Source organism: Acidobacteriaceae bacterium, from assembly GCA_028283655.1.
Classification (GTDB): Bacteria; Acidobacteriota; Terriglobia; order Terriglobales; family Acidobacteriaceae; genus Granulicella.
This window is the reverse complement of the sequence record JAPWKE010000003.1, coordinates 1,205,618-1,231,885: the sequence shown is the minus strand read 5'-3', so window position 1 is coordinate 1,231,885 and position 26,268 is coordinate 1,205,618. Positions and strand designations below refer to the sequence as shown.

The window sequence follows — 26,268 nt, the reverse complement described above, 5'->3', positions numbered from 1 at the left end:
GCAGTGAGTTGTCAGGAGAGCGTGCGCCGAATGTGAATTTCTGCACGGTTCGCGCAACTGATTCGGTTGAGCTGTGTTTTCACAGGCGAATCAGTGAAACGCTCTTACTCAGGAGATACCCGGCATGTTGACGACCTTTTCGAAACGTTCTCTCCTTCGCGAGGCGTCAAAAGCCGCTGTTTGCGCGCTTTTGACGGTCACCCTGACGGTGCCGGAGGCGATTGCTGCGGATCTCCCGAAGCCCGGGGCGGCCTCGAAAATCCCTACCGAAAACGCAACCGTTTTGCATACTTTGAATCGTTTCACGTTCGGTCCGCGACCCGGCGATGAGAAGGCTGCGATGGCCCTAGGCCTGAATGCGTGGTTTGAACGCCAACTGCACCCGGAGACGATCGACGACTCGGCCTTTGAGCAGCGACTGGCCGCTTATCCGGCTCTAAAGCTTTCCCAGACGGAGTTGATTGAACGGTTTCCTTCGCCGCTGCGCGTGCGGTTTTACCTGCGTAACAATGCCAAGCCGCCGAAGACGCATGATCCGGTATTGAATGCTGTTTATGCCGATTACTTTGCGCGGTACCGGTTTGGGTTGCGGGTAGCGGCCCAGGGAGGCAAGCAGGGGAATGTTTCGCCGGCGAAGATCGCCGAAGAGTATGACAAAGAGAACGCCGGCGCGGCCTCGATGGGGACGGCTGACACGGCAGACGGCATGAAGCCAGAGATGGCCAAGGGCAAGCGTGGTGGACGCAAGGCTGGGTTGGAAGTGGCGGCGAATGAACCTCTGCCGCCCTCGACGATGACGGCAGGTGAGGCGCAGTCGATCGTTGCACTGGCGCCGACAGAGCGTTTTGAGAGGATTGTTGCGCTATCGCCGGGCGACCATCTGCGGTTCGTTGGGTTCACGGCGAACCGGGTTCAGGAAGTGCTTGTGGGCTTTACGCCAGAGCAGCGAGAAGCGTTCGGGGCGATGGTGAACCCGATTCAGGTGGTCAGCAACGAGGTGATGGAATCGCGCGTGCTGCGGGATGTCTACTCCGAACGCCAGTTGCAGGCTGTGATGACGGATTTCTGGTTGAACCACTTCTCGGTCTATATCCGCAAGAACCAGAACGAGCCGTACCTGCTGAACAGCTATCAGCGCGATGTGATTCTGCCTAACTCGCTTGGAAGCTTTGAACGGTTGCTGATCGCGACGGCTGAAAGTCCGGCGATGCTGACGTATCTGGACAACTTTGTTTCGGTAGGGCCGAACTCGCGAGCGGCAGAGCGCGCGCGGCGGGCAAAAGAGATGCGTCCGGATGGACCGCTGGCGAAGCGTGCTCCGGAAGGTCTGAATGAGAACTACGCTCGTGAGTTGATGGAACTCCATACGGTTGGCGTAGATGGCGGCTATACGCAGAAGGATGTCATCGAGGTGGCCAAGTGCTTCTCTGGATGGACGCTGAGCCGCCCATATGGTGCGGGCGGAGAGGATGGGGACGGCATTCAGACGTTCAAGTTTGATCCTGCACGACATGAGGGTGGATCGAAGACGGTGATGGGTGTCACCATTCCCGAGGGTGGCATGCAGGAAGGTCTGACCGTGCTGCATATGCTGGCGACGAGTCCGAAGACGGCACACTTTATCTCGCAGAAGCTGGCGGTGCGCTTTGTGGCAGATAACCCTCCGGCGGCGCTGGTCGACCGGATGGCTGCGACGTTTACCCGGACGCATGGAAACATCTCTGCGGTGTTATCCACGATGTATCACTCGCCTGAGTTCTGGGCTCCGGAAGCTTATCGGGCGAAGGTGAAGACTCCGCTGGAGTTTATGGCTTCGGCGCTGCGGGCCTCGGACGCTCAGGTAAAGAACGCCGGGGTGCTGGTGCAGGCGGTGGCTCGGCTGGGAATGCCGGTGTACGGGATGCAAACCCCGCAGGGCTATTCGTGGAAGTCAGAGGACTGGGTTTCGTCGGGAGCACTGGTGAACCGGATGAACTTTGCGCTGGTTCTGGCTGGTGACCATATCCGAGGGATTACGACGGATTGGGGGCAACTGGCTGAAAATGAAAAGGATGAAGCGCCGACGCCTGTGACAGAGAAACGGCTGGAACAGATCGTGCTTGGCCGAGATGCACAGGCGCATACGCGGTCGACGGTGCTGGAGCAGTTCCAGAATCCGGAGGTTTCCACGGAGGCCCAGAAGGGCTTTGCGATGGCCGGGCGTTCGGCAGACGAGGACAGCCCTGATGAAGGGATGCAGGCGCAGATGGGAGCCCAGATGGGGCCCAAGATGCGTGCTCGACGCGTAGCCGGGGATGGCTCGAAAAAGGGCGGAGGAAACGGATTCTCGTTCCAGGCTGGGCCGCCTTCCACGCCGCTGGAGACGATGGCTGGTTTGCTGCTGGGTTCCCCGGATTTCCAGCGGCGCTAAATAAATTGCATCAAAAGAAACTAAGTATGCCGGTGGAAGCAACTTTTGATACGGCGTAGAGTTTGATCCAACAGGAATGCCTGCGCACTCAGGATGCGGGCATTTGAGAGCAGGGAGGCAACACCCATGTCGAAACTACTGTTCACGGATGCAAGCGATTGGGGCTGCGATATGCACGGCCGCGATACGAGCCGGCGAGCCAACGTGACACGTCGCGGGTTTATGCGAGGTGGAGCACTTGCCCTGGTTGGCACGTCGATCATTCCGGCGTTTCTGACGCGTTCGATCTACGCCGAGATGGACAAGGCTGCTGCAAGCCACAAGAAGCTGGTTGTGATCTTCCAGCGCGGGGCTTGCGATGGCCTGAACACAGTGATTCCGCACGCAGAGAAGAACTACTATGCGATGCGGCCGACGATTGCGGTGAAGCAGAACGAACTCGTTGACCTGGACGGCTTCTTTGGTCTGCATCCGGCGCTGGCCTCGTTCAAGCCTTTGTACGATCAGGGGCATCTTGCGATGGTTCATGCCGCAGGTTCTCCGGATACGACGCGCTCGCACTTTGACGCGCAGGACTACATGGAGTCAGGTACGCCGGGGTTGAAGGCGACGCCGGATGGATGGTTGAATCGTGCGCTGATCCACGCTGCGGAGACCGGCAACCCCTCACCGTTCCGCGCGGTTGCGTTGGGGACGCAGGTGCCGCGGACGCTTGAAGGCAAGGTCGATGCCGTAGCGATTTCGAACGTGGCAGACTTCTCCGTAGCTGGACGCGGGAAGGATACGTCGCCGATTTCGAATGCCTTTCAGGCGATGTACGACGAGTCCACGGATTCGATGCTGCATGGCACCGGGCAGGAGACGTTTGAAGCCGTACGGATGCTGAAGTCTGCTGACCCGGCGAAGTACAAGCCTGCGGCTGGAGTGAATTATCCGAATGCCGCGTTTGGTAATTCCATGAAGCAAATTGCGCAGTTGCTGAAGGCAAACCTTGGGGTAGAAGCCGCGTTTGCCGATATCGGCGGCTGGGATACGCACCAGAACCAAGGCTCGGCGAACGGGCAGTTGGCGAATCGGCTGAAGGAGTTTGGCGAGACGATCTCTGCGTTCTGGCAGGATATGGGCGATGACGCCGAGAACGTTACCGTTGTGACGATGAGTGAGTTTGGACGCACTGCTCGCCAGAACGGCACGGGCGGAACGGACCACGGCCATGCGAACGTGATGTTCGTGCTGGGCGGAAATGTGAAGGGCGGCAAGGTCTACGGCAAGTGGCCTGGGCTGGCCAATGATCAGCTGAATGAAGGGCGCGATCTTACGGTGACCACAGATTTCCGCCGGGTGCTGGGTGAGGCGGCGTACAAGACGCTTGGCTCACGGCATCTCGAACAGATCTTTCCAGGATCCACGGTCAACCCAAGCGAGTTCCTGAACTACACGGTTTGAGAGCAGGCAGGAGATTGAAAAGAGCCGGGCGATGATTCGCCCGGCTCTTTTTTGCTGACTTCCTGTGCGATCAAAGCGTGCTGCGATTTTTCTACCTACCAAGGATTTTTCAACACACCAAGAACGAAACATTTTGGTTGGTTCTGCGTCAGAACCAATGTACGAAAGTCGAGGCTACCTTCTACGGTCTCTTCCTCCCCCATCCGCACAAAACCTCCTACCCTTTACGGAAGGCCCTGTGACTCTACCGGGGCCTTCACGCCTTTTTCAGGGCTGAAGCGTGGCTGGAGGTAACGCAACGTACATGCCAAGGAATCGATGAATGCCGGTCTGAAGATCCTGCTCCGGCGCATTGGAAGGCAGCTCAAGCTGCATCTTCGGGGCGGAGGCCTGCTGGTAGACCGCAGGTGGTGCGCCTTCGGTGCTGGCGATCAGCAGCTTTGGTGTCTGGAGCTTGTGCAGAGGTGTCGCCAGGGGAAAGTCTTCGTGGAAGAGGGCCCGGAAGGGGACGATTCGTGAGCGCGGGTCGAGGCGTGCACGGGTGGCGAAGTCACCATCGACGGCTTCAAGGATCAGCGCAGGCAAGGTGGCGTGCTGCTGGCAGAGTTCTACGGCGAGCGAAGCACCTACGCCTTTGGCATAGACGAGTGTTTGCGCTTCACTGACGCCGCGAGAGTCGAGGAAGGCAAGCGCTGCAGCGGCGTCCTGGCGCATGGTGTGCTGCGAGGGATGATTGCCGAGGCTTTCTCCTGCTCCTCGGTAGTCGAAGAGGAGAACGTTCAGACGGAGGTCGTGGAAGAGTTTGGCGCGGGCGAGCAGGTCGCCTGCGGAGCCGTCGCCGGAGGGAAGCATGAGGACTGCCGGAGCGTTCCTGGCGTCGCTTGCAAACCACCAGCCGTGAAGCTGAGGCTGACCGGTGCTGTCAGAGCCGAAGCGTACGGCTTCCGGCTGCAGACCGTACTCGTCTGGCTGATGGCGCTCGGTGTGAAGCGGGTGCAGGACGATCTGCCACTGACCGCGATAGTACAGGCCACACATGGCGGCGTAACCGCAGACCATCGCAACGATGACAACCACGGCGGCGGCGGTGAGCAGCCACATGGGATCGACGGTTTCAGGTACGTTGTTGGTGGGCGGGGGCGTGTGTGCAGGTTGCTTGGGCATCAGGTTCCATGCCGCCAGTTGTTTCGGGTGCGGCTCTCTCAGCATCTCATGCGCTGGAGAGTGGATGCACGTTTCGCTGGTGGGGTCTGGCCAGGAAAGGGAGGGTTTGTATGTCGGAATGGGTACGTCTTTGCGCGGCTGCTGATGCGCCGGAAGAGGGCAAGGTTCTTGAAGGAGAAGCAAACGGTGTGACCGTTTGCCTGGCGAATATCAATGGCGAGCTTCGTGCACTGGACAACTGGTGCCCGCATCGCAGAGGGCCGCTGGGGCAGGGCTGGGTGGAAGGGAATTCAGTGGTTTGTCCGTGGCACTCGTGGAAGTTCGATACGGTGACGGGCATTGCGGAGCCACCGGACCGGGCGCGCGTGGACGTACTGCCGGTGAAGGTGGAGGGTGATGATCTGCTGGTGGATATAGCTTGAGTCGTCCACGGATATTTTTCTTGTCCGGGCAAACTTCTGAGCCTAATCTGCCTCTCATTGTCATGGTCGCTGGCGTAGTTCTTGCTGTATCGCACGGCCGCTACTTTTGATCAGGAGACCAACAGGATGATGAAGCGCGTTATTCTTTCAGCTATTGCCGTCGTTGCCTTTGCTGCTGCCGTGACTCCGGCAGAAGCTCAGTATCACCACCACCGTCATCGCGTGTGCTACTACAGCCACCACCACCGCGTCTGCCGCTGGCGCTAAAAGTTAGTGAAATGCAGGAAAAGCCCGCGAATCTCGCGGGCTTTTCCATTTCCTCCGTCTGCGCTGATAAAATCCATTGAATCCACTCCTTCGGCGGATTCACAGACAGGGAGAGGCAATGCAAGCAATTCTGGCCCTAGAAGATGGCCGCGTATTTCGCGGTCGCGCGTTTGGTGCGCCTGCAGAGCGCGTTGGCGAAGTTGTGTTCAACACTTCGCTGAGCGGCTATCAGGAAATTTTTACGGATCCGTCCTATGCGGGACAGATCGTCGTGCTGACCAATCCTCAGATTGGCAACTATGGCACATCGCCTTCAGACGCTGAGTCGAGCAAGCCCTACATCGAGGGTCTGGTGGTGCGTGAGTTCTCGCCGCTGAGTTCAAACTGGCGCTCGACGGAAGTGGCGGATGAGTACCTGGAACGCAATGGCGTTCCGGTGATTGCAGATATCGATACGCGTGCTGTGGTTCGCCATCTGCGTGCGCATGGCGTGATGCGCGGCATTCTTTCGACGATGTCGGATGATGTCGAGGCGCTGCTCGCTAAGGTGCGCGCTCATAAGCCGATGACGGGAACCGATCTCGCGTCGGTAGTGACGACCCCCAAGATCTACGAGTGGACGAACGCGGAGCCGCGCAACGAGACGGGTGATGCTCTTCTGCCGGCGGCGAATGCGGCGGCAGAAAAAGAGATGCACGTCGTGGCCTATGACTTCGGCATCAAGCAGAACATTTTGCGCATGCTGGCGCGTGAGAACTGCCGCATTACGGTGGTGCCTGCACGCACGCCCGCAAGCGAAGTGCTGGCGATGAACCCGGATGGAATCTTCTTCTCGAACGGCCCCGGTGATCCGGAACCGCTTGAGTATGCGCAGGAGAACATTCGCGCTCTGAAGGGCAAGAAGCCGCTCTTTGGCATATGCCTCGGACACCAGCTTTTCGGACTCGCTCTGGGTGGCAAGACGTACAAGCTGAAGTTTGGACATCACGGCGGCAATCATCCGATCAAGAACCTGGAGACAGGCAAGGTCGAGATTACGGCGCAGAACCACAACTTCAACGTTGATCCTGAGTCACTGCCAAACGACGTTGCAGTCACGCATGTGAATCTGAACGACAACACTCTGGCGGGTCTGAAGCATAAAACCGATTCGATGTTCAGCGTTCAGTATCATCCGGAAGCTTCGCCAGGACCGCATGATTCGCACTACCTGTTCCGCCAGTTCCGCACAATGATGGAAGAGTGGGGGCAGTCGCGATGATCGATGTGCCGGCTGCCGCGCCTCAGCGCAGCAAGCTGTATTACATCAACATGGTGCTGATCCTCCCGGCCCTCGCGAGTTTGCTCACAAGCATGTGGCACTCACGTACGCGCAGTGGTGACTTTCAGTGGTGGGGAGCCAGTCAAATGGCTCTCCATACTGACGCTTATCGCGTTGTTCTCAATGGTCATCTTGAACTGGTGGCGAAACAGCAGATGCCCAATTATCTGCATGAGCTCTATGTTTTGCTATGGCCGCTTGGCATCCTGAAAGAAGCACATGCTGAGGCTATCTGGGCAATGTGCAACTTGATGTTGGCTGCTGGTGCACTGCTCCTATTGCAGCGGATTTACAGGTTGAACCGTGAGCGCACCCTGCTGCTTGCCTGCGGCCTGATGCTGAGTGAGCCGTTTCGCATCTCCATGGGCAACGGTCAGCAGTCATTTCTTGAGCTGTTCTGTTTCTGTCTTGCTCTTGCCATACCCGCGCGAGCAGGTTGGCCTCTCGGTGTCTCGTATTTGAAGTACAGCTTTGCCCCCGTTACCGTCTTTTTTGCAGCGTTCGAACGTTGCTGGAAACAGTTGGTTATTTCCGCGATCTTCCCGGTAACAGGCTGGTTGATCTTCTCCTGGTTTGTGCACCGCTCCCCGTTGCAGACAGCGCTGGAGCCATTTCTTGTAAGCCGCCATCGTACGGATGCGGGGATGAGTGATCTGACCTCCATCGTGCATATCGTTCATCAGAGCTGGGATGGTCTGAGCGCGGTTTGTGCGCTGATTCTGAGTCTTGCGGTGGCGTTTCTCATTCACCGCTACGCGTCTTCGCTGGCCCAGGCCGGAGCCGCTCTTGCCACTGCGGCACTCTTTTTACTGCCGCACCTGCTGTACGACTTTGTGATTCTGGTAATTCCTGCGGCGTATCTTCTATCACCGCTTTCCGCTGCAATGCCACGATCGAAGCGAATCGTCGCATCAGCCATTGTGATTTTTTTTGCTGTAATGGCACTAATCCGACTGCCAAACACCGTTGCGGTAAAGATCGCTTCGATTGCCGTGTTTGGTCTTCTTCTGCTGGTACTGGAAGCCGTTTTGCTGCAGTCTTTTCGTTCGAGCGAACCGCCTGAGACTGCTTGAGCGAGCGACTAGAAGAAATTCTGTTTTGTCGAGGGTGTTTGGATCTTTTCCCTTGATGCAACTGGAGCTGTACGAGTTCGTTTGTTTTGAAGCAAAGCAATACACCAAGGCCTTGCGAGGCAATGGTTGGAAACTGAATCTGGAACGTTAGAACAGTCGCTGACAGGTCATGTATTGCGAGACCTGACGAAGCAGCGAGAGAAAGATAAGCTATGCCACGCAGAAACGACATTGCAAAAATCCTCGTAATCGGCTCCGGCCCTATCGTTATCGGCCAGTCTGCCGAGTTCGATTACTCCGGCACGCAGGCCTGCAAGGCCCTCAAGGCTGAGGGCTACGAAGTAGTTCTGGTGAACTCGAACCCGGCATCGATTATGACGGACCCGGATGTGGCGGATCGTACATACATCGAGCCGCTGACGATCGAGTATCTCGAAGAGATTCTGACCAAGGAAGCGGCTTCGCTCGATAAGAGCAAGGGCTCGTTTGCCGTGCTGCCCACGGTCGGGGGACAGACGGCGTTGAACCTCGCGGTCGATCTTGCCGATGCAAACGTGCTTGAGCGTCTTGGCATTGAGTTGATCGGCGCGAAGCTGGACGCGATCAAGAAGGCGGAAGATCGTCTGCTGTTCAAGGACGCGATGAACAAGATCGGCCTCGACATGCCGAAGTCGATGCTCGTGAACAACATTCGCGATGGTCTTGAGTTCGCGCAGAAGCTTGGCTTCCCGGTGGTGATTCGCCCCAGCTTTACGCTCGGCGGCTCCGGCGGCGGTATCGCGTTCAACCGCGAAGAGCTGATGGAGATTCTCTCGCGCGGTCTGGATCTTTCGCCCGTGCATGAGTGCCTGCTCGAAGAGTCTGTACTTGGCTGGAAGGAGTACGAACTCGAAGTCGTTCGCGATTTGAATGACAACGTGGTCATCATCTGCTCGATTGAAAACTTCGATCCGATGGGCGTGCACACGGGCGACTCGATCACGGTGGCTCCGGCACAGACGCTGACCGACCGTGAGTATCAGCGCATGCGCGATGCGGCGATTGCCGTGATCCGCGAGATTGGCGTTGAGACCGGCGGATCGAACGTGCAGTTCTCCGTGAACCCGGCGAACGGCCGCATGACGGTGATCGAGATGAACCCGCGCGTTTCGCGTTCTTCGGCGCTTGCGTCGAAGGCTACGGGCTTCCCGATTGCGAAGATTGCAGCACGTCTGGCGGTTGGTTACACGCTCGATGAGTTGCAGAACGACATTACCAAGGCGACGCCGGCTTGCTTTGAGCCGACGATTGACTACGTCGTGACGAAGATTCCGAAGTGGCAGTTTGAGAAGTTCCCAGGCGCCGATGAGACGCTTGGGCCGCAGATGAAGTCGGTCGGCGAAGTGATGGCGATTGGCCGCACGTTCAAAGAGTCGCTGATGAAGGCTGTGCGTTCGCTGGAGACGGGTAAGAAGGCTGGTGCAGAGGATATCGATCCGCGCCGCATTCGCCAGCGTCTTGTGACTCCGCACCCGGAGCGTCTTTCGTACCTGCGCTATGCGTTTGAGAACGGCATGAGCGTTCGTGAAGCGCATAACTATACGGGCATGGATCCCTGGTTCCTGCATAACATGAAGCAGATTGCAGATGAGCTGAAGGAACTGAGCACGAAGAACCTGGCAACGCTGGACGAGCATGAGTTGCGCTCGGCAAAGCGCAAGGGACTGTCGGACGACCGCATTGCTTCAGCACTCGGCCTGGAAGGCAAGCAGGCGACGGCGCAGGTTTCTGCGCTGCGCAAGAAGCTCGGCGTGAAGCCGGTGTACAAGCTTGTGGACACGTGCGCGGCAGAGTTCGAATCGTTCACGCCGTATCTGTACTCGTGCTTCGATGAAGAAGATGAAGCAGCGCCGACGGCGAACAAGAAGATCATCATCTTAGGTTCGGGGCCGAATCGTATCGGGCAGGGTATTGAGTTCGATTACTGCTGCTGCCACGCGGCTTTCGCGCTGCGCGACGATGGCTACGAAACCATCATGGTCAACTGCAATCCTGAGACTGTATCGACGGACTATGACACGTCGGACCGTCTCTACTTCGAGCCGTTGACGTTCGAAGACGTGCTTGCGGTGTATGAGCATGAGGCTTCAGGCGGCGCTGAGATCGGCATGATCGTGCAGTTTGGCGGACAGACTCCGCTGAACCTGTCGCTGCCGCTGAAGGCTGCTGGCGTGCCGATCATCGGTACGTCGCCGGAGTCGATTGATCTTGCGGAAGATCGCAAGCGCTTTGGCAAGCTGATTACAGACCTTGAGATTCCGCAGCCGCCGGGAGCGATGGCAACGTCGCTTGAAGAGGCTCTGGCTGGCGCCAAGCGTGTGGAGTATCCGGTGCTGGTGCGTCCGTCATATGTGCTGGGTGGGCGTGCGATGGTGATTGCGCATAACGATCAGGACATCGTTCGCTACATGAGCTCGGCGATTGAGTACTCGCAGGACCGCCCGGTGCTGATCGATCACTTCCTTGAGGATGCGATCGAAGTAGACGTGGATGCTCTCTGCGATGGCAAGGACGTGTTGATCGCGGGCATCATGCAGCATATTGAAGAAGCTGGCGTTCACTCGGGCGACTCGTCGTGCGTACTGCCTTCCGTGGAGCTTGCTCCGGAGGTACTTGAGACGCTGCGTACCTACACGCGGAAGCTTGCGTTGTCGTTGAACGTGATCGGTCTTGTGAATCTGCAGTTCGCTGTGCAGCGCGGCAAGGTCTTCGTGATCGAAGTGAACCCGCGTGCTTCGCGTACGGTGCCGTATGTTTCGAAGGCGACGGGGATCCAGCTGGCGAAGGTTGCGGCACGTTTGATGACGGGCCGTAAGCTGCAAGAGCTTCTGCCGGAAGAGTTGAAGGCTGGAGAGCTTTCCACGGGCGATCACTACTTCGTGAAGTCGCCGGTCTTCCCGTGGGGCAAGTTCCAGGGCGTTGACCCTGTGCTTGGACCGGAGATGCGTTCGACGGGCGAAGTGATGGGCGCGGCTAAGACCTTTGGCGAAGCGTTTGCCAAGGCCCAGATCGCTGCCGGACAGAAGCTGCCGACGAAGGGAACGGTCTTCATCTCGGTGAACGATCAGGACAAGTCAAAGGTAGCGGCGCTGGCGAAGCGGTTTGTCGAGCTTGGCTTTGAGATCGTGGCGACGCACGGCAGCGCGGACATCCTGGAAGAGGCTGGCATTGGTGCAGAGCGCGTTTACGCAGTTGGCGAAGGGCGCCCGAACGTGGTCGATCTTATCAAGGGCGATCGCATTCACCTGGTGATCAACACGCCGCGCGGCGGGCATGATCGTGTGTTCGACGAGCAGGCTGTTCGTCGCGCCGCGGTGGCTGCACGCATTCCGGCGATCACAACGATTGCAGCAGCTCGCGCAGCAGCGGATGGTATTGCCTTCCTGCAGAAGGGCGAGTTGAAGGTGGAGAGTCTGCAGGAGCTTCATGCTTCGCGCAAATAACCGCAGGCCAACGTAAATAAGTAAGGCCCGCCGATTTGGCGGGCCTTATTTATTTGCATGAAGCAAGTACTACTCTTCGAACTCCTCTTCGGGCTTGTCTAGGGCGAGGTTCGCACCGATAGCGTAGCCGAAGAGCGAGAGTGGAACCCATGTGCCGACGAGCAGGCCATCGCCGCCCATGAGGCCGGAGCCGTGAGCAATGTCGAAGAAGGTGCGGTAGAGCTTGTCGACTGCGCCGCAGTGCTCGCAGAGGCCGTTGCCCGTTGGCAGATCGAGGACCCATACACAGACGGCTGAAAAGATCAGCATGCCGGAGATCCAGACGTAACGGGCGATGTCGTTCTGCTGCTTTTTGGCGATGAGAAAGCCGACGGCAAGCGGAATGAGAAAAGCAAATAATGTCCCGATCAGCTTGGGAACGTTGGCTTCTGGGTCAGCGTGGAGCATGGTTCCGCCGACCAGAACGAGGCAAAGAGCGAGAATGGCGATGACGGTATGCGCGACAAACCAGAAGGCTTCCGCTCCCAATTCACTCAGGCTCTTGCTTTGAGTTACCTCGAATTCTTCCTGTGACACTGCCATGCCTCTGAGTGTACGAGGAAAAAGATAAAATGGAACCCGGCATGATGTTGATTGATGGAATCCACGTACCCTTGGCGACACCGTTCTATCGTGACGGCGCGCTCTACCTTCGTAAGCTTGAGCACAATGTTCGTCGCTACTCGCTGACACCCGCTGCTGGCCTGGTGCTTTTTGCTCCGGGTGCGGAGGGCACGAGCCTTTCGGACGCCGAGGTGGCTGAGTGCTTGTCTGCGGTTCGAGAGACGGCAGCGGCGGAGAAGGTGCTTGTTTGCGCCATCACGCGCGACTCCGTGGCGCAGGCTCTGTCCCTGGCGCAGCAGGCGTATGACGCGATGTTTGACGCCGTGCTGTTGGCTGCGCCGACGTCTTGGTCTGCGATCGTGCGCCGTACGGGCGAGCGTGAGCTCCTGAACTACTTCCGAACGGTGGCAGACAATTCTCCGCTGCCGGTGTTGCTCTGGTCGGATGCGGCTGCCCCCTCGCGGCAGCTTTCTGTAGAGGCTGTTGGGTTGCTGGCGCAGCATCCGAACATTCTGGGGCTGTATGACGGCGCGCTGGCTGTCGAGCGGCTGGGCGCTTTGCGCGCGGCGACGAGCGGTGTGGCGCATGATGCGACGGTCACGCACATCTTCCGGCCGGTGACGCGCCGCATGCTGGCTCCTGTGGCCGAGGTCGCGGGTGAGAGCACGTTTGTCTCCGCCGAGGCGCTGCTGGGTGGCGCAGGGACGTCCGTGGCGCTTGCGCCGGCTGCTCCTGCGATCAAGACACGTACGAAGAAGCTGGGCTTTGCCATCATGGCGTGCGGGGCCTCTTCGGAGATGCTTCCAATACTCGAGGCAGGCGCGAACGGCGCTATGCCTGCGCTGGCGGCACCGGCTCCGCAGGGAGTGCACGAGGCTTATGCGGCGTTCACGGATGGCAACCTGGCGCTGGCACGCGAGAAGGCGGCTCGGCTTGTGGCGGCGGATGCGGTGCTCGCTGAGCTTGGGCCTGCTGGCACGAAGTATGCCTGCGATCTGAACGGATACTTTGGTGGCTTCCCACGGCTGCCGCTGGCTCCGGCAGATGCGGCGGAGCAGAAGCGTGTGGAAGCGGCGTTCCGTGAGTTGAAGAACTAGTTCGTCTGAAATGACAAAGGCCCGGCAATCGCCGGGCCTTTGTTGTTGAAGGAGGCGTTAGCGCGAGCGCGCCAGCTTCTGCTTGGCCTGGGCCGCCTCAGGGGAGGCGGGGAAGCGAGCCACCAGCGCGTGCAGTTCACGAACCGAAGCCTCGCGCTGCCCCATCTGCGAAAGCGCTTCTGCTTTGTGCAGGTGCGCGGCGGGGATCTTGGCGTTGTTCGGATACTGCTCGAGCACCTTGTCGTAGCTCTTGATGGCGACGGAGGGCTTGTTGGTGCGGAAGCTCATCTCGCCGAGGTAGAAGTAGGCGTTGCCGGAGAGGTTGTCTTCGGGGTAAGCCTTGATGAGGTCCTGGAACTCGCTGGCCGCGAGATTGGACTTGCCGGACATGTAATCCGAGTAGGCCGTGCGGTACATCTGGCCAGAGGACGGACCAGCTGTCGGCACAACCTTTGCGGGCTGGCTGGGGGCTGAGGGCATGGGGAGAGGCTGACCGGCTGCAGGTTGGTCAGAGGGGCCGGGGCCCTGGTCTGCAGGCGCAGCGGAAGCGGTAGGTGTGCCGGTCGCGGTCGGCATCGACTGCAGGACGGCGTTCGACTGCTGCTGCTGACTCTGGATGTCGCCGAGAGTCTTCTCCATGCGCATCATGCGCGCCTTGAGCTCATCCACGGAGTCGTTCAGGGACTGGATCTGGCCGGCGAGAGCATCGCTTTTCGCTGCGCTGGCCGTGTTGTTATTCTCCATCTCCTGCTTCAGCCCGTTCATGGCCACCGTCATGCGGTTCACCGCGTCGGCCGTTTGTTGAACAAGGTCCTTCATGACGCCCATGCGCTCGTCGTTGGATTGCTGCAAGCGTGCGACGGCGTCCTGCAACTGCTGAACCTGAGTCTGCAACTGGATCATGTCCTTGTTTGCAGCGCGTGCTGGCAGGGCACAAAGGCTTACTGTCAGCGCCGTTCCCATCACCGCCCATCGCAGTGTCTGCTTCATCTCTTTCACCTCTCACAAAAGGAGACAGCGCGAGCCCAGATTTGCTGTGCTCGCGCTGTGTGTTTGTCGTTCCGTTGTGTTGCCTTTGGTTAGCGATCGACCGTGAACTGGGCACGGCGGTTCTGCTGCCAGCAGGAATCGTTCTCTTCGGTGCAGAACTGACGTTCCTTGCCGTAGGAGATAACGCGGATACGGTTGGGCGAGACACCGGCGCTAACCAAAGCGGTCTTCGCAGAGTTTGCGCGGTTTTCACCCAGCGTGATGTTGTACTCGGCCGAACCACGATCATCGCAGTAGCCGCCGATGAGGATCTTTACACCAGGGTGCTGCGTGAGATAGCGAGCCGCGGCAGAGATCGAGTTCTGTGCGTCGCCGCTGATCTCGAAGCTGTCATACCCGAAGAAGACGTCCGGCACGGCTGCGTGGAAGGCTGCATCCGAGATGTTAGACATATCGTTGGGGTCGCCACCGTTGGACTGGCCGGTGCTGGGCATCTCAGGAACACGAACGGTCACGCGAACGCTGGCTTCGGTAGTGCCGCCATCACCACGAGCGACCAGGTGGAAGTTGGTCGAGTTCGCCGGGCTGACGGTCTGGGTTCCGTTGACCGCAACCTGACCGATTCCGTCGATGGAGACGCTGGTCGCATCTGTCGTGCGCCAGTTGAGCACCACGGACTGGCCGAGGTCGATTGCCAATGGATCAGCCGTGATCGACGCCGTGGGAGGAGCCACAGTCGTTGTCGGAGCCGTCGTATCGGGAGGAGGAAGTTTCGGTTTCTTGTGGCAGCCAGTAGTTGCCAAGAGCAGTCCCGTACCAAGCATTGCGGCCTTAGCCGCTACACGCCAACGCATCATCACAGTAAACCTCACCGCCTAAGTCTAGTCGAAAAGCTGTGGAAGAGCAGACACTAGTGCCAGCTCCAGTTCGGCATATCAGAGCCCGCTCCCGTCAACACATGCTTTTCCGTGCCGTCGGCAAGCATGCTCATGATCCGCGTATGTTGCGCCCGTCCATCGGAAGAGTTGGCATACACAATGTGGCGCCCATCGGGGCTCCACGAAGGGAAGTCGCAGCGACCGCCGTCATGCGTGAGCTGAATCCAGCGCTTGGTGGCGATCTCCATCACATAAATGTCCTGCCCGCCGGGGGCGCCAGGGCCGTACTTGCGATCCCAGGCGAAGGCCACGAACTGTCCGTTCGGCGACCAGCTAGGAGAGGTGGCGTAACCGCCATCGGTCATGCGCTGAACGCCGGAGCCGTCGGAGTCCATGATGTAAAGCTGAGGCAGGCCGGTGCGGCCGCTGATCCATGCGATCTGCGCGCCGGTCTTAGGGTTCCAGGTTGGGGAGACGTCCGGGCCGCGGAAGCTGGTGATCTTGTGCGCCAGCGAGCCCTGCGGGTCGCTGACCCAGATTTCAGGATCGCCGGTGCGAGAGCTAGAGTAAGCAAGCTGTTGACCACCTGGTGCCCATGCCGGTGAGACGTTGGTTCCACCAACCGACGCAAAGTTGACGATGCGACCCAGCAGCAGGGAGAACATCTTGATCTGGAAGCCGTCGCGGCCGAGAGAGGTGAACGCTACGCGGGAGTTATCGGGCGAGACGCGCGGAGAGAGGCTGATGGCTCCAAGATGCGTGATCGCATGCTGGTTTGCGCCGTCATAGTCCATCTCCCAGATTTCCTTGGCTCCGCCAATCATCTTTACGTAGTAGATCTTGGTCTCTGCGATACCAGGGATGCCGCCGCCGAGACGGAAGATGATCTCGTCCGCAAAGCGATGCGCGATCTGGCGAGCCATGTCTTCGGTGGGGGCTTCGTGATACTGCTTGGCGAAGACCTGCGGGAATTGTGAGTTCTTGGCGTCAAAGAGGAAGCCGTTCACGGTCAGCTTGCCGCCGACAACGCTGAGGTTACCGAACGCCACCATGGCAGCGTTTGTAGGCGCTGCGGACCACTGCGCGAGGTTGATCTCTGCAGGAAGGCCGGGAGTCGATTGCGGATTCATTGTCTTCGAAACGATATCGAAGATGCCAGCATTGGCAAGGTCGGCTGAGAGCGTCGTATCGAAGGAAAGCTTCAGGGGATCGGCAGCACCCTTGAAGTCAGAAACAGCGATACGGATTGTCCCCGCACCGTTGTCCTGTTTGATCTTGAACCAGTCCTGGGCGCTCGCTGTGGAGACGCACACGGAACACACCAGCGCAGCCAGGGCTGCACCGCAAACACGCAAGGCACGAAGTCGTCGCAGGTCGAGAGCCATCGTCACTATCGTAGACGCACGTCGGTGTAAAACGTCGCCTTGCGAGCAGGGTTACCTGAGTTGATTCCTACTGTGTGCCGTAGATGAAGGTGTCTTCGACGGTGATGGAGTTGCGGCCGTCCGGCAGAGGGCCGAAGGTGTCGATGCGCTGCAGAGCGCGTTTGGCGGACATATCCAGCGTGGGGGAGCCGCTCGAAATTTCGACGCGAATGTTGGAGGGTGTGCCGTCGCGGTCGATATCAAAGACCATCGTTACCTGGCGGCCGGTGGAGGAGCGTGGGTCTGCTTCGCCCTTGTACCAGTTCTGGCCGATTTTTCGGCTCACGATGCCGACGTAATAGGCGTAGCGGGCTCCGAAGGTGCGGTCAAGAATGGTGGCCGTCGCGGACCCGCTGCCCACGGGAGTGGTTGAAGACGCGAGCTGCGTCGCGACCTGTCCGGTCGTGGCCTTCTTCGGAACGTCCGGAGTGGGCTGGGGATGCTTGGGCGGTGCGGGCGTGTCGACGGGACCGGTCTTGGTCGGCTTCTTCTGAGGCTCCTTGGCCTTCACGAGAACGTCGGTCGGCTTCGGCGGAGGCGCGGTGGCTTCCTTCGGCGGAGGCGTTGGCGCGGTGCTTGTTTCGTCCGGAGCAAGCACCTGGTCTTTTACCGGCTGGGCCTTTTCGGGCAAGGGAATCGCCGAAACCATGGAAGCCTGAATGGCTCCAACCTCGGCTTTGTCCGCACCCCAGGGATCGCGGTGCATGTGTCCCCAGATAGCGAAGCCGACGAGACCGGCGGCCAGGGCAATATGCAAGCCGACCGCAACAGCCATGCTCTGGCCGAAGCGATCCTCCTGTTTTTCGCTCATGAGTGAGTTCAAAGGCATCGTTACGAGGCTTACCGCTCCAGGGGACGAGTCACGATAGAGATGTTGCTGATGCCAGCCTGCTTGACCGCGTCCATCACAGAAGCAAAGGCTCCGAACGGCACCTTCTGATCGGCCCGGACGTACACCGTACGCTTGGCGTCGGCTTTGCCTTTGGCTTGAAGCAGGGTGGGCAGATCATGGATGTTCACCGGCTTGTCGTCGAGAAAGACGTTCTGGTCCTTGTCGATCGTGACTACCTGATGCTCTTCCGTGAGCTGGTTCACCGTACGCGTCTGTGGAACAGCTACGTCCACGCCTGACTGCAGCACGGGCGCGGTGACCATGAAGATCAGCAGAAGCACCAGCACCACGTCCACGAGCGGAGTGATGTTGATATCCGCCAGCGCCGTTTGTGTTCGTCCTTTGGCTCCGGTGAAGGCCATCGTTAGTACGGCCTCCGCTCATCGCGCTGCTCGTTCACGAGGGATTGAGGAGACGTCAGGGCGGCGTTCTCAATGGCGTTGAGAAGCTCGCGACCGAAGTCGTCCATGCGTGCGCCGAACTCGCGCAGACGCGCCGTGAGCTGGTTGTAGCCCATGACAGCGGGGATCGCGACGATAAGACCAGCGGCGGTGGTAATGAGGGCTTCCGAGATGCCCGGGGCCACAGCGCGCAGCGTGGCTGCGCCAGCGGTGCCGAGGCCGTGGAAGGCGTCAATGATGCCCATGACTGTGCCGAAGAGGCCGACAAAGGGCGCGATCTGAGCAATGGTGGCGAGCCAGGTCATGCGCGTCTCCATCGTGGTCAGCGACTCGCTGGACGCGGTTTGCGCGGCACGCTCGAGAGCCTGCGGATTCGGTGGCGTGCCACGGCCTCCGCTCTGGCGCTGGTACTCGTCGGTGATCTCATGGAAGACAGCCACGAGGGGGCTGGGGCGGAACTGGTCAGCAACTGCCGCAATCTCGCTCAGACGTCCGCTCTTGCGGAAGGCGCGGATGAAGCGCTTGTTCTGCGCGTCTGCTTCCTTGAAGGAACGCCACTTCGCGATCATGACGGCCCAGGAAAACACGCTCATCACGAGCAGAATCAGGAGCACGGTCAGCGCGACGGGGCCGCTGTTGTGGATCATGTCCAGCAGAGCGCTGGAGTGCGCTGCGGAAACCGGAGGAGCGACGGGCGCCGCTGTTGCCGGATCAACCGCATCCTGAAGCCATATCGTTGCCAACGAAATCACAGCTGTAGTCATCCTCCGCAGTCTATCGTGAGACGCGCCGAAGTGCAGCGAGGCGAGCATGAGGAAGCAACAGGGGAGCCGGCAAGTAACGCCTTTCCTTCGCCTGCTCTGCTATTCTCTCCGCAACATGCTGCTCGAACTGCGCGCAGAAAACTACGCTGTTATCGACCACGCGGTCGCCGAGTTCGGGCCGGGGCTAAACCTGTTGACCGGCGAAACCGGTGCGGGTAAGTCGATCCTAATTGACGCTCTGGCACTGCTGCTGGGAGGCAAAGCTTCTTCCGACCTGGTGCGTCATGGGGCTGAAAAAGCTGTTGTTGGCTGCGTTTTTGAAGCGACGCCCGGCGCAGAAGAGATTCTGGAAGCGAATGGGGTAGACCCCGAAGGCGGCGAGATTTTGCTGCGCCGCGAGATTGCCGCAAACGGTAAAGGGCGGGTGTTCATCAATAATCAGCCTGCTACGGTTGCGGTGCTGCGACAGCTTGCTCCGGAACTCGCGCTGGTTCATGCGCAATCAGAGACGTTGACGAGTTTTGATGCTGCGCAGCAGCGCCAGTTGCTGGATCGCTACGCCAGTATTTCGACGGAAGAGTGCGCTGCGGCCTACGTGCGCTGGCGCACGCTGCAGAACCAGATTGACGAACTGCGCTCTGCCGAGCAGGACCGTTTGCGTCTGCTCGACCTGTGGAGCTTCCAGGCGCGTGAAATTTATGCGGCCGCGATCACGGATGCGGAGGAAGACGCGCTGCTGGAGACAGAGAAGCGCGTGCTGGCGAACTCCGAACGTTTGTTTACTGGAGCGAACGCCGCGCAGGAATTGCTGTACGAAGCGGAGACTTCGGCGGAGTCGCTGCTGGGCGCTGCGTTGCGCCACGTTGATGATCTTTCTCGCTACGATCCGCGCTTCACGGAGATTTCTCAGCAACTCGCGGCGGCCAAGGCCTCTGTAGAAGACGCGGCTACGACTCTGCGTGATCTGGCTGGAAGCATCACGGCATCGCCTGATCGTCTGGCTGAGATTGAAGATCGGCTGGCCGCTCTGGATCGGTTGAAGCGAAAGTATGGAGCGACGCTGGCAGAAGTTATCGCTTTTTACGAAGATGTAGCGCAGAAGCTTTCTGATCTTGAGAACCGCGATGCTCGCCTGATTGAGCTCGAAAAAGAGTTGATGGCTGCGGCAGGCGCTTATCGCAAGCAGGCTGACGTTCTAACCGAAACGAGAAATGCAGCAGGGAAGAAGCTTGCTCGTCTGGCGGAAAAGCAGATCAACGATCTGGCAATGAGCGTGCGCTTTGCCGTCGAAATTCGATCGGATACGCAGGAGTCTGCCTGGGCCGCGACGGGCTGGGATACGATCTCCTGCCTGATTGCGACCAATACCGGCGAGCCTCTGAAGCCGCTTACGGAGATCGCTTCGGGTGGTGAAATGTCGCGCGTGATGCTGGCGCTGAAGGTTTCGGTGGAAGAGGGCGCGGCTTCGGCACGCCGGAGGCGCACACCGCTGCCGCGTACGCTGGTCTTTGACGAAATCGACATCGGTATCGGCGGTCGAGCGGCAGAAGCCGTTGGGCAGAAACTGAAGACGCTTGCGGCTGGGCAGCAAGTGCTCTGCATTACGCATCTGCCGCAGATCGCAGCCTTTGCCGATCAGCATTTCCTGATCGAAAAGGAGACACGCCGCGGCCGGACACATACGGGCGTTCGTCGTATCGAACGACCGGAACGTATTGAAGAGATTGCGCGAATGCTCTCTGGCGCAGAGCTGACGGAGACGTCACGAGCGCACGCGGAACAGATGCTGAACGCGTCAGCTTAGAAGGCTTCAGAAGCGGTGAAGCAACCCTTGACCGCCGCACTCCTCTCCTATTGCTTGAAGAAAGAGGAGAGTGTGACGATGTCAGATAGCCTGAAAAAATGTGCCCATCCTGCCTGCTCTTGTACGGTGACAGGCGAGTCCAAGTACTGCTCCCAGATGTGTGAAGACAGCAAGAGCGTGACCTCGCTCTCTTGCGATTGTCATCATGCAGGATGCTCCGGCGAAAAGATTTAGATTCATCTCTCACATTAGAAAGGCCGCCCAGGAGTCACCTGGGCGGCCTTTCTTTTGGGAAAAATCAATACCTAGCATGATTTCCATATACAGTACATTCCCAAACTGGTACGCTGGGGGAACTTTAAGCAAAACGATATCAAATCACCCTGTACCCCAGGAAGGTTCGTCTCCCTTATGCTCTTCTCCTTGCATAAACAGTCTGTTCGTGTGCTCTTGTGCGTCGTATCTGGCGCTACGGCACTTGCTCTCACCGGTTGTGGTCTTGGTACGTCGGCCGCACCGCCTGAGCTGTCTATGGCGTCGGTCCAGGGCGTCATTCACGGCGGCCCAAATCCGATTGTCGGTGGCCGTGTGCGACTTTGGCAGACGAATACAACCGCTTCCGGCGCAACCTACGGTTCGCAGGCGATTGAGCTTTCGGCAGGACAGACCGTAACGACCTCGGCGTCGGGTAGTTTCTCCTTTGACAACACGAACTACCCGTACACCTGCACAAGCGGTCAGTACGCGTACATCACGGTTACGGGCGGCAACACGGGTGCGACGGGAACGAATGTCAACTCGGTGCATATGGCTGTTCTTGGACCTTGCACCAGCCTGAGCACGGACGCCCAGAAGAGCGCGACACGCATCTTCATGAGTGAAGCCAGCACGGTCGCCACGGCGTATGCGCTTTCCAACTTCATCTCGGAAGATCCGTCCCACCTGGGTGATGGCGATCAGCGCGTCTGGGTTAACGCGCCGACGACGAACAATGATCCTACGGGAAGCTGCAGCCTTACTGCAGGTGTAACGACAAGCTGCACCGGCGCAGGCCTTGCCCATGCTTTCCAGAACGCCGTGAACCTAGTCGACATGATCAGCTTCACCGGTTCCATGCCGACTGGCGCAGCTCGAAGCACGCTGCCTGCAAACGCGTCCGCATCGGTTCCTGCGGCGCTGGTGAATACGCTTGCAAACGCTATCCAGTCCTGCGTAAACAGCACAGGCTTGAGCTCCACGGGCGACACCACCTCCTGCAGCCTGCTCTTCGGATACACGACCTTGCCGGACTCTTACCCGACGCCAACCGGGATCCCCGCCGCACCGACGGACACGTTGATGGCGATGGTGAATCTGGCGAAGCACCCGACAGGCTATGACACCAGTTCGGTCGCAAACATCTATTTGCTCACACCGTCAGTCGGTGCAGGGTTTGCCCCGGCACTCACCAAGAAACCCACGGATTTCTCGATGGGCATCCTGTATCCCGCTTCGACGGTTGGAAGCACGGCGTCAACCTTCAACGGCGTCTTCTCTGTTTCTCTGGATGCGGCTGGAACCGTTTACACGTCGGATACTCTCGGAACTTCAGGGACAGCGAATCGCGTATTTTCGCTCTCCGCAGGCGGCACCGGGAACTGGGTTTCTTCGACTGCTGCGACCTTCTACAACGCCAAGCACATTGCCACGGATACAGCGGGCCATGTATGGCTGGCAAACGATGGCAGCACCGTAGCGACAGCGCATATCAACTGCTTCAATACGGCAGATGGCAGCAGCTGCACGGACATCTCCAAGTCCTCAACTCCGTACCCGTATTACGCCTGGGCTCTGTCCGTCGACCGTTCGAACAATGTCTGGATAGGATCCGCGACCACCAACGCGAACTACTACCAGCTTTGGCAGACACCAGCGGGCTCCGCCACACCGGCAACCATGTCGGGAATACAGAAACAGAACGTCGAAGGCATGGCTTTCGATTCGAACCAGAATCTGTGGATCGGGTACTACTCAAGCACCTCAACCGCGAACTCGACTTCGGCTTATCTGCCTAAGGCTGCTACAGGCTATGGCACCTATACCGAATTCACCTTGCCTTCGCCTGCCAGCGGATCGACCTACTACGTGAAGGGAGTGGCCGTAGACGGCTCTAATCGCCCAGTATTTGCGGCGAAGTCTGCGGTTGCTACGCTGACACCTTCATTCGACAGCAATGGCTATGTCACGGGTATCGCCTCTTCGACGTCCCTGGCTACATCAGGTGCCTATCCGACGATGAATCAGGTGGATGGTCAAGGCGTGGAATGGAATGGTTACGATACGACCTCTGGCGTGACCATCTATGCCACGATGAACGGCACGGCAAACTTCCTCAGCCTTGCCCCCTGCCAGTTGGCTAGTGCAGCCGCCACTTGCGCTACAAGCATTTCCGATCCGGATGCTATCGCCATCGACGATGCCGGCACTCTTTGGGTTGGCTACGGAGCCAGCGGTGCAGCAGGGTTGATTCAGGTCATTGGAACGGCTGCTCCCACCTGGTCGCAGCTCTCCTACGGCCATCCCGGCACCATGCCGTAAACCTTGTGTCAGATACAACGAAAGTGGCGATCTTCGGATCGCCGCTTTCGTTTTGATGCCATTGAATTTCGAGGCAACTCGGAACCTTGAGGGGTTCGTCCTATATGTGCCACAAATTTGTGGCAGCGGCGGTATACTGGATGGGTGAGCCCCGTGACCCTGGAACCGACCGCCGCCACCCCCAATGACAACCTCGCCAACACCAAGCGTGTGCTGCTGCTAAAGCCCCGTGGATTTTGTGCAGGTGTCGTCCGTGCCGTCGATATTGTGAAGATTGCGCTGGAAACATTCGGCGCCCCTATCTACGTGCGTAAAGAGATCGTACATAACCGCTATGTCGTGGACGACCTGCGCGCCAAGGGCGCGATCTTCGTCAACGAACTGGACGAAGTGCCGGAAGGCAAGCGCGTGATTTACTCCGCACACGGCGTTTCGCCGGCCGTGCGCGAGCGCGCCAAGGAGCGCGGTCTTAAGGTGATCGATGCGACCTGCCCGCTGGTGACCAAGGTCCACATCGAAGCGATCAAGTTTGCCAAGCAGGGCTACTCGCTCGTGCTGGTAGGCCACCGCGACCACGAAGAGGTCGAGGGTACGCAGGGTGAGGCTCCGGACGTGACGCAGGTTGTGTCGACCCCGGAAGAGGTCGACGCTCTGGTTGTTCCCGATCCAAACCGGGTCGCCTACCTGACCCAGACGACGCTCTCGCTCGACGAAGCGGCGACGATGATCGACGCGCTGAAGAAGAAGTTCCCGAACATCGCCGGACCGCACGCGCAGGACATCTGCTACGCGACGGAAAATCGCCAGACAGCTGTAAAGAACGTCGCTCATGGCGCCGATCTGGTGCTGGTGGTTGGCTCACGTAACTCGTCGAACTCGAACCGCCTGGTTGAAGTTTCAGAGAATCTCGGAACGAAGAGCTTCCTGATCGACAAGGCAGAAGACATCCAGCCCGAGTGGCTGGACGGCAAGCAGACGGTGGCGATTACGGCAGGTGCTTCGGCTCCCGAAGTGCTTGTACAGGAAGTTGTCGGCTACCTGCAGGACAAGGGCTACAACTCCGTGGAAGAAGTAGAAGTGATGCCGGAGAACGTTCGCTTCGGACTTCCGCCGGAGATCGTTCAGGCGATCGCGGCGGCCCCGAAGGTTGAACCGCAGGCCGCTGTTTAGCGACGGTCGTTTTATTAGCTTCGAGACCCATGTCCGTTGCCGGGCATGGGTTTTACGCAATCAGACAGGAATTGGATGAGCACGAAACAGCCAAAATTCGGCCGCATGGACCTTGGTCTCGACAAAGTTGCGGAAGGAATTCGCCGCTCTGCGGAGTGGCTCCTGGGTCAGCAACATGAAGAAGGATACTGGGTCGGTGAACTCGAGGCAGATTCGATGCTCGAGGCCGATTACATCTACATGCACACGCTTCTTGGCACGGGTGACCCCGGCAAGATGGAGCGTTGCATCAACGAGATTCTTCGTCACCAGAATGATGATGGTGGATGGAGCCTGTATCCGGGCGGTCCGTCGAACGTCAACTACGGCGTAAAGTGCTACCTTGCCCTCAAGCTGATGGGATGGGCTGTCGATCATCCCGTGATGGAGAAGGCGCGTGAGAACGTGCTGTCGCTGGGTGGCGTGGTGGAGTGCAATACCTTCACCAAGATCTATCTGTGTGCGCTCGGACAGTACGACTATGACGCGGTTCCGGCGATTCCGCCAGAGATCATCCTGTTCCCGAACTGGTTTTATTTCAATATTTACGAGATGAGCTCCTGGTCGCGTGGCATTCTTGTGCCGCTGACCGTGCTCTACGCCAAGAAGCCGCTCAAGAAGATTCCGGACGAGCAGAGCATTGATGAGCTCTTCGTCGGTGGCCGCAAGAATGCCAATCTTCATCTCCGCTGGGACAAGAAGCTCTTTTCGTGGCGGAACTTCTTCCTGGCATGGGACCGCCTGGCACACTTTGCCGAGCGCTTCCACATTCGACCGCTGCGCAATCGTGCGCTGAAGAAGGTCGAAGAGTGGATGCTGGCCCGCTTCGAGATGTCTGATGGACTCGGCGCAATCTATCCAGCGATGCTGAATGCAATTGTCGCTCTGCGCTACCTCGGCTACTCGCCGGACGATCCGCAGGTCATTCGGGCGATGGATGAGTTTGAAAAGCTTGGGATTGACTGCCCGGAAGGACAACCGGATTACCCGACGCCGACGTTCCGTATGCAGCCGTGCCTTTCGCCAGTCTGGGATACAGCCCAGGTTCTGTCGACGCTTGGCGAGGCTGGGATTTCAAAGGACGATCCGCGCTTGCTGAAGGCTGCGGATTGGCTGCTGTCGAAAGAAGTCCGGCACAAGGGCGACTGGGCGGAGAAGGTCAAGAACGTCGAGCCGGGCGGCTGGTACTTCGAGTTCAACAATGAGTTTTACCCCGATGTGGATGATACTGGGGAAGTTTTGCTCGCGCTGAAGGCAGTCACGAACCCTCGTGAGCGTTATCAGCATGAGGTGGAACAGCGTGCGTTGAACTGGGTGCTGGCGATGCAGTGCAAGGAAGGCGGCTGGGCTGCTTTCGATCGCGATAACACCAAGACGATCTTCAACTACATCCCGTTTGCAGATCATAACGCGATGCTTGACCCACCAACGGTCGACATCACAGGGCGCATTCTTGAGATGCTGGCGGCGTATGGCTTCACGCGTCGGGATAAGCGTGTGGAACGCGCTATCCAGTTCATTCTCAAGGAGCAAACCTACGACGGTGCCTGGTATGGACGCTGGGGAGTCAACTACCTCTACGGCACGTTCCTTGTACTTCGCGGCTTGCAGGCGATGGAGTTCGACCAGTACGAACCCGCCGTACAGCAGGCTGCCGAATGGATTCGCATGGTGCAGAACACCGATGGCGGTTGGGGTGAAACGTGCGGAACGTACGATGCTCCTGATGAGCGCGGCGAAGGTCCTTCGACTCCGTCGCAGACTGCCTGGGCGCTGCTTGGCCTGCTCGCTGCCGGTGATACTCGATCCGATTCGGTTGCCAAGGGCATCCGCTGGTTGATTGATCGCCAGCAGACGGACGGTAGCTGGGAAGAGTTGGCTGCTGGCCGCAAGGGCGAGTCGTACTACACCGGAACGGGCTTCCCACGGGTGTTTTACCTCGGCTATCACCTCTATAAGCAGTACTTCCCGCTGCTGGCGCTGACGACGTATCAGAAGGCGCTGGAAAAGGAAGCTGCAGAAGCGTAACGATGGATTCGCGAAC

General features: G+C 58.8%; 20 protein-coding genes. 12 read left to right on the top strand and 8 right to left on the bottom strand.

The window, feature by feature from the left end; all coding sequences use genetic code 11:
* Window positions 1-124 precede the first annotated feature (124 nt).
* Both PW792_08015 and PW792_08010 read left to right on the top strand, forming a co-directional pair.
* Window positions 125-2,410 (top strand): DUF1800 domain-containing protein, encoded by a 2,286-nt coding sequence (locus tag PW792_08015; GenBank protein MDE1161878.1) that lies wholly within the window; start codon window positions 125-127, stop codon window positions 2,408-2,410.
* 126 nt (window positions 2,411-2,536) lie between these two features.
* The gene (locus PW792_08010) at window positions 2,537-3,856 is read left to right on the top strand and encodes a DUF1501 domain-containing protein (protein ID MDE1161877.1); all 1,320 of its coding nucleotides are present in this window, start codon (window positions 2,537-2,539) and stop codon (window positions 3,854-3,856) included.
* A 267-nt stretch (window positions 3,857-4,123) separates the two neighbouring features.
* Here PW792_08010 and PW792_08005 read toward each other — a convergent pair whose 3' ends face one another.
* Window positions 4,124-5,020 (bottom strand): hypothetical protein, encoded by an 897-nt coding sequence (locus PW792_08005; GenBank protein ID MDE1161876.1) that lies wholly within the window; start codon window positions 5,018-5,020, stop codon window positions 4,124-4,126.
* Window positions 5,021-5,130: 110 nt separating this feature from the next.
* On the opposite strand from PW792_08005, the gene PW792_08000 reads away from it, so the two are divergent.
* From PW792_08000 to carB, 5 genes are all read left to right on the top strand, one after another.
* Window positions 5,131-5,442 carry a Rieske (2Fe-2S) protein gene (locus PW792_08000; protein ID MDE1161875.1) on the top strand — a complete coding sequence of 104 codons (312 nt, stop codon included), beginning with the start codon at window positions 5,131-5,133 and terminating at the stop codon, window positions 5,440-5,442.
* A gap of 126 nt (window positions 5,443-5,568) precedes the next feature.
* Window positions 5,569-5,709: a hypothetical protein gene (locus tag PW792_07995; protein ID MDE1161874.1), complete on the top strand. Its 141-nt coding sequence runs from the start codon at window positions 5,569-5,571 to the stop codon at window positions 5,707-5,709.
* A 118-nt stretch (window positions 5,710-5,827) separates the two neighbouring features.
* A complete protein-coding gene (gene carA / locus PW792_07990) occupies window positions 5,828-6,970 on the top strand; it encodes a glutamine-hydrolyzing carbamoyl-phosphate synthase small subunit (GenBank protein ID MDE1161873.1) in 1,143 nt (380 codons plus the stop codon).
* On the top strand, window positions 6,967-8,103 hold the full coding sequence (locus PW792_07985) for a glycosyltransferase 87 family protein (GenBank protein MDE1161872.1): 1,137 nt from the start codon (window positions 6,967-6,969) through the stop codon (window positions 8,101-8,103). Before carA ends, PW792_07985 begins: the two co-directional genes overlap by 4 nt.
* A gap of 212 nt (window positions 8,104-8,315) precedes the next feature.
* The gene (gene carB / locus PW792_07980) at window positions 8,316-11,585 is read left to right on the top strand and encodes a carbamoyl-phosphate synthase large subunit (protein ID MDE1161871.1); all 3,270 of its coding nucleotides are present in this window, start codon (window positions 8,316-8,318) and stop codon (window positions 11,583-11,585) included.
* A 69-nt stretch (window positions 11,586-11,654) separates the two neighbouring features.
* Here carB and PW792_07975 read toward each other — a convergent pair whose 3' ends face one another.
* Window positions 11,655-12,167, bottom strand: a complete 513-nt coding sequence (locus tag PW792_07975) for a hypothetical protein (GenBank protein MDE1161870.1) — start codon at window positions 12,165-12,167, stop codon at window positions 11,655-11,657.
* A 41-nt stretch (window positions 12,168-12,208) separates the two neighbouring features.
* On the opposite strand from PW792_07975, the gene PW792_07970 reads away from it, so the two are divergent.
* Window positions 12,209-13,285 (top strand): dihydrodipicolinate synthase family protein, encoded by a 1,077-nt coding sequence (locus tag PW792_07970; GenBank protein MDE1161869.1) that lies wholly within the window; start codon window positions 12,209-12,211, stop codon window positions 13,283-13,285.
* Window positions 13,286-13,342: 57 nt separating this feature from the next.
* Here PW792_07970 and PW792_07965 read toward each other — a convergent pair whose 3' ends face one another.
* From PW792_07965 to PW792_07940, 6 genes are all read right to left on the bottom strand, one after another.
* Window positions 13,343-14,275, bottom strand: a complete 933-nt coding sequence (locus PW792_07965; GenBank protein MDE1161868.1) for a tetratricopeptide repeat protein — start codon at window positions 14,273-14,275, stop codon at window positions 13,343-13,345.
* Window positions 14,276-14,364: 89 nt separating this feature from the next.
* The gene (locus PW792_07960) at window positions 14,365-15,132 is read right to left on the bottom strand and encodes an OmpA family protein (protein MDE1161867.1); all 768 of its coding nucleotides are present in this window, start codon (window positions 15,130-15,132) and stop codon (window positions 14,365-14,367) included.
* Window positions 15,133-15,185: 53 nt separating this feature from the next.
* Window positions 15,186-16,538: a translocation protein TolB gene (locus tag PW792_07955; protein MDE1161866.1), complete on the bottom strand. Its 1,353-nt coding sequence runs from the start codon at window positions 16,536-16,538 to the stop codon at window positions 15,186-15,188.
* Window positions 16,539-16,605: 67 nt separating this feature from the next.
* Window positions 16,606-17,388 (bottom strand): energy transducer TonB, encoded by a 783-nt coding sequence (locus tag PW792_07950; GenBank protein MDE1161865.1) that lies wholly within the window; start codon window positions 17,386-17,388, stop codon window positions 16,606-16,608.
* Window positions 17,389-17,417: 29 nt separating this feature from the next.
* A complete protein-coding gene (locus PW792_07945) occupies window positions 17,418-17,831 on the bottom strand; it encodes a biopolymer transporter ExbD (protein MDE1161864.1) in 414 nt (137 codons plus the stop codon).
* 2 nt (window positions 17,832-17,833) lie between these two features.
* Window positions 17,834-18,634: a MotA/TolQ/ExbB proton channel family protein gene (locus tag PW792_07940; GenBank protein MDE1161863.1), complete on the bottom strand. Its 801-nt coding sequence runs from the start codon at window positions 18,632-18,634 to the stop codon at window positions 17,834-17,836.
* A 115-nt stretch (window positions 18,635-18,749) separates the two neighbouring features.
* On the opposite strand from PW792_07940, the gene recN reads away from it, so the two are divergent.
* The 4 genes from recN (at window position 18,750) to shc (ending at window position 26,252) form a co-directional block, all read left to right on the top strand.
* Window positions 18,750-20,438: a DNA repair protein RecN gene (recN, locus tag PW792_07935; protein MDE1161862.1), complete on the top strand. Its 1,689-nt coding sequence runs from the start codon at window positions 18,750-18,752 to the stop codon at window positions 20,436-20,438.
* Between the two features lie 531 nt (window positions 20,439-20,969).
* On the top strand, window positions 20,970-23,015 hold the full coding sequence (locus PW792_07930; protein MDE1161861.1) for a hypothetical protein: 2,046 nt from the start codon (window positions 20,970-20,972) through the stop codon (window positions 23,013-23,015).
* A 153-nt stretch (window positions 23,016-23,168) separates the two neighbouring features.
* Window positions 23,169-24,185, top strand: a complete 1,017-nt coding sequence (locus PW792_07925) for a 4-hydroxy-3-methylbut-2-enyl diphosphate reductase (protein ID MDE1161860.1) — start codon at window positions 23,169-23,171, stop codon at window positions 24,183-24,185.
* 75 nt (window positions 24,186-24,260) lie between these two features.
* On the top strand, window positions 24,261-26,252 hold the full coding sequence (gene shc / locus PW792_07920; GenBank protein MDE1161859.1) for a squalene--hopene cyclase: 1,992 nt from the start codon (window positions 24,261-24,263) through the stop codon (window positions 26,250-26,252).
* Window positions 26,253-26,268 lie beyond the last annotated feature (16 nt).

Coding starts and splice junctions, on each gene's coding strand:
- PW792_07950 (MDE1161865.1), bottom strand. CDS start 17,388: ATGAGCGAAAAACAGGAGGATCGCTTCGGCCAGAGCATGGCTGTTGCG.
- PW792_07970 (MDE1161869.1), top strand. CDS start 12,209: ATGATGTTGATTGATGGAATCCACGTACCCTTGGCGACACCGTTCTAT.
- PW792_08000 (MDE1161875.1), top strand. CDS start 5,131: ATGTCGGAATGGGTACGTCTTTGCGCGGCTGCTGATGCGCCGGAAGAG.
- PW792_07995 (MDE1161874.1), top strand. CDS start 5,569: ATGATGAAGCGCGTTATTCTTTCAGCTATTGCCGTCGTTGCCTTTGCT.
- PW792_07945 (MDE1161864.1), bottom strand. CDS start 17,831: ATGGCCTTCACCGGAGCCAAAGGACGAACACAAACGGCGCTGGCGGAT.
- PW792_07930 (MDE1161861.1), top strand. CDS start 20,970: ATGGCGTCGGTCCAGGGCGTCATTCACGGCGGCCCAAATCCGATTGTC.
- PW792_07965 (MDE1161868.1), bottom strand. CDS start 14,275: ATGAAGCAGACACTGCGATGGGCGGTGATGGGAACGGCGCTGACAGTA.
- PW792_08015 (MDE1161878.1), top strand. CDS start 125: ATGTTGACGACCTTTTCGAAACGTTCTCTCCTTCGCGAGGCGTCAAAA.
- PW792_08010 (MDE1161877.1), top strand. CDS start 2,537: ATGTCGAAACTACTGTTCACGGATGCAAGCGATTGGGGCTGCGATATG.
- PW792_07985 (MDE1161872.1), top strand. CDS start 6,967: ATGATCGATGTGCCGGCTGCCGCGCCTCAGCGCAGCAAGCTGTATTAC.
- shc (MDE1161859.1), top strand. CDS start 24,261: ATGAGCACGAAACAGCCAAAATTCGGCCGCATGGACCTTGGTCTCGAC.
- PW792_08005 (MDE1161876.1), bottom strand. CDS start 5,020: ATGCCCAAGCAACCTGCACACACGCCCCCGCCCACCAACAACGTACCT.
- PW792_07955 (MDE1161866.1), bottom strand. CDS start 16,538: ATGGCTCTCGACCTGCGACGACTTCGTGCCTTGCGTGTTTGCGGTGCA.
- PW792_07975 (MDE1161870.1), bottom strand. CDS start 12,167: ATGGCAGTGTCACAGGAAGAATTCGAGGTAACTCAAAGCAAGAGCCTG.
- carB (MDE1161871.1), top strand. CDS start 8,316: ATGCCACGCAGAAACGACATTGCAAAAATCCTCGTAATCGGCTCCGGC.
- carA (MDE1161873.1), top strand. CDS start 5,828: ATGCAAGCAATTCTGGCCCTAGAAGATGGCCGCGTATTTCGCGGTCGC.
- PW792_07960 (MDE1161867.1), bottom strand. CDS start 15,132: ATGATGCGTTGGCGTGTAGCGGCTAAGGCCGCAATGCTTGGTACGGGA.
- PW792_07940 (MDE1161863.1), bottom strand. CDS start 18,634: ATGACTACAGCTGTGATTTCGTTGGCAACGATATGGCTTCAGGATGCG.
- recN (MDE1161862.1), top strand. CDS start 18,750: ATGCTGCTCGAACTGCGCGCAGAAAACTACGCTGTTATCGACCACGCG.